Origin of the sequence: Rhodopirellula sp. UBA1907 (genome assembly GCF_002337565.1) — a bacterium.
Lineage (GTDB): Bacteria > Planctomycetota > Planctomycetia > Pirellulales > Pirellulaceae > Rhodopirellula > Rhodopirellula europaea.
Map to the genome: position 1 here is coordinate 10,099 of NZ_DDGH01000091.1, position 2,825 is coordinate 12,923.

Sequence of the window (2,825 nt, forward strand, 5' to 3'; positions counted from 1 at the left end):
CCCGCCTCGCCTTCGCATCGACCTGGGGCGGGCCAGTGTCAGGCCGATGCGAAGGCGAGGCGGAAGGGGCTCCAACAATCACGTCACAAAAAAGATGCATCTTGCCGGACACTGAGCTATTGATGTTGTTGCGACACTTCAGCAACAACCCAGGACCGACAAGATGCAGCTCAAAACTATCCTCAACCGAGTCGAAAGGCAAAAGGGGTTTGTTTACACTCGTATCCGATGGAGTGACGACAACCAAGCGATCTCGATCAGCATCAAGCCACACGCGCGAAGTCGCCCCATTTGCAGTGGCTGCGGAACGAAACGCCCCGGATACGACACGCGAGGAGAAAGGCGGTTCGAGTTTGTACCGCTGTGGGGTTTCCCGGTGTTTTTTCTTTACGCGATGAGGCGAGTTGCTTGCCCCGCCTGTGGCGTGGTGATCGAGAAAGTTCCTTGGGCAGATGGAAAGCATCACAGCACCTACAGCTATCGGATTTTTCTCGCCGCATGGGCAAAGCGGCTGAGCTGGAAAGAAACAGCGTTAGTCTTCGGTACCAGCTGGGACACGGTCTACCGGGCAATTGACTGGGTGGTTCGTTGGGGACTGATCCACCGGGAAATCGGCTCCATTGAAGCGATCGGCGTAGATGAGATTGCCTACCGTCGAGGATACAAGTACCTGACGCTGGTCTACCAGATTGATGCCGACTGCCGACGGTTGCTTTACGTCGCTCGAGATCGAACCGAGGAAAGTCTGCGCGGTTTTTTCAACGCCGTTCCAGAGACATCGATCCAGAGTTTGAAGTTCATTTGCACCGACATGTGGCGTCAGTACATGAACGTGATCGCCGAGAAGGCCGCCGACGTGGTACACATCTTGGACCGATACCACGTGATGAAGAAGTTCGGCGATGCGCTCAACAAGGTCCGGGTTGAGGAGGCCCGGCAGTTGAAAGCCGATGGCTATGAAGAGGTGCTAAAAGGGTCTCGATGGTGCCTTCTAAAACGCCCTGAGAATCTGACGGACAAGCAAACGGTCAAGCTTGATGATCTCCTGCAATATAACCTGAAGAGCATCAAAGCTTATCTGATGCGAGAAGACTTCCAACGGTTCTGGAGCTACCAAAGTCCGGCCTGGGCAGGCAGATTTCTCGATCAATGGTGTACTCGAGCGATGCGCTCGAAAATCGAACCGATGAAGGACATGGCACGCACACTACGCAGACACCGAACCCTACTGTTGAACTGGTTTCTCGCTCGTGGCGAGATCTCCAACGGCAGCGTGGAAGGCATGAACACCAAAGCCAAACTGGCGTTGAGAAAGGCATACGGTTTCAAGTCGTATAAAACGATCGAAATCGCCCTGTATCACCAGTTAGGAAAGCTACCCGAGCCAAATCAAACCCACCGATTCTGCTGACGAGGCAATCTTTTAAGTCCGGGCTCAACTCTGTTTCCATCCGCCTCCCAGACTCTGCGTCAACTTCCTATAAACCGTTTACAACGCGATGGAATCCATCCTTCACTTTGCGTTCTCCGAAATTGACAACAATCCCGAGCTTCAGGTTCATCAGCCTTAGATACGTGAGACACTGAACCGCGAAAATGTCGTTGTACTTCGAGGTGGCTTTGCACTCGACGATGACCAAGTCATTCACAACGAGGTCCAGTCGAAGAGGAGTCGACAACACGTTGCCTTTGTACTCGATCGGAACTGCCTGTTGTCGCCTGACCGACAACCCTGCTTGGTCGAGTTCCCACGCCAACGCTTCCTCATACACGCTTTCCAACAAACCAGGTCCGCCGAGCGTGCGATGCACTTCGATCGAAGCATTCAAGATAGCCTTGCTGATGTCATTTTCCTTCATGATTCACCACGCCGGTTGAACGTAAAACAGGGAGTAAGAAACAAAACACTACCCCGCCCGCTCACCTCTGCGCCTCCCCGTCTCCCGCGTCTCTGCGTCAATTGCCTACAAACAACTCACAATACGGTGGAAGCCATCCTTGTACTTTGCGTTCACCGAAATGGACTGCTCCGCATGATCCATGCCTGATGGATTCGACGCTGAGGCACAAGAGACGGGGAGGCGCTGAGGGATAGGACTGGGCTGCGAAAAGTGAATTCAACAAGGCAGTTTGGGCGGGTTTCCGACGAATGGGATTGATACAGCGGTTGGCGTGATTGAAGAAATCAAAGTGTAAATTGACAATTGCTAAATGCCAAAAGTGCGTGGATGAGATCGCATCACTTTGCATTTTTCAATTGTCAATTTGACTTTTTCAATGAGCTGCATTCGGTTCGCACACTTACCGCTCCCTGCGTCTCCAGCGCCTCTGCGTCAATTTTCTTCTTCCTGAACCATACCTGCATCTCTCCGTTTCAACTCGGCCTCCAAGTCCGCTCGCAACCGTTCCAATCCCTGCAGCGGCAGCCTTGCTTTCAAGATCCGACGGACTTCCCAACTGGGTGGATCATTTTCGAATTGGCGAACGAATTTCAGCTCTTCCAGTTTGCGAAGCTGCCCACCCAGAAGTCGATTGACTCGCACTTCGTCTGTCTCCGTTGGGACGAGCGATTGCCAAACCTCGAGTAGCGCCGCCTGTGTCACCACGCACCGACCGTCGCGATGTATCTCTTCCTCGAATTGACGCAACTCTTCGCGCAGCAAGACGCATTACAACGACGTCTCAAAGGTCAATCGCACGCTGCGAAACACTTCGGAATCGACGGGTACTCAGGCGACAGCAACTCAGGATCGATCTGAGGCAGGTAGCAGCCTGTTGATTTAGTCGTATACCGAGTGACAACAATTAGCCGATGGGCGTTAGCC

Annotated in this window: 3 protein-coding genes; 1 reads left to right on the plus strand and 2 read right to left on the minus strand. The window is 53.0% G+C overall.

The features are described 5' to 3' along the window. The first annotated feature begins 163 nt into the window (after positions 1–163). Positions 164–1,411 (plus strand): ISL3 family transposase, encoded by a 1,248-nt coding sequence (locus B2R17_RS20865; RefSeq protein ID WP_286765495.1) that lies wholly within the window; start codon positions 164–166, stop codon positions 1,409–1,411. A gap of 67 nt (positions 1,412–1,478) precedes the next feature. On the opposite strand, the gene B2R17_RS20870 is transcribed toward B2R17_RS20865, so the two are convergent. Then, positions 1,479–1,859, minus strand: coding sequence for a GxxExxY protein (locus B2R17_RS20870; protein WP_286765496.1), 381 nt, complete (start codon positions 1,857–1,859; stop codon positions 1,479–1,481). A gap of 474 nt (positions 1,860–2,333) precedes the next feature. Next, entirely contained in the window at positions 2,334–2,663 is a 330-nt protein-coding gene (locus B2R17_RS20875) for a DUF4194 domain-containing protein (protein WP_286765497.1), read from the minus strand. Positions 2,664–2,825: the final 162 nt, after the last annotated feature.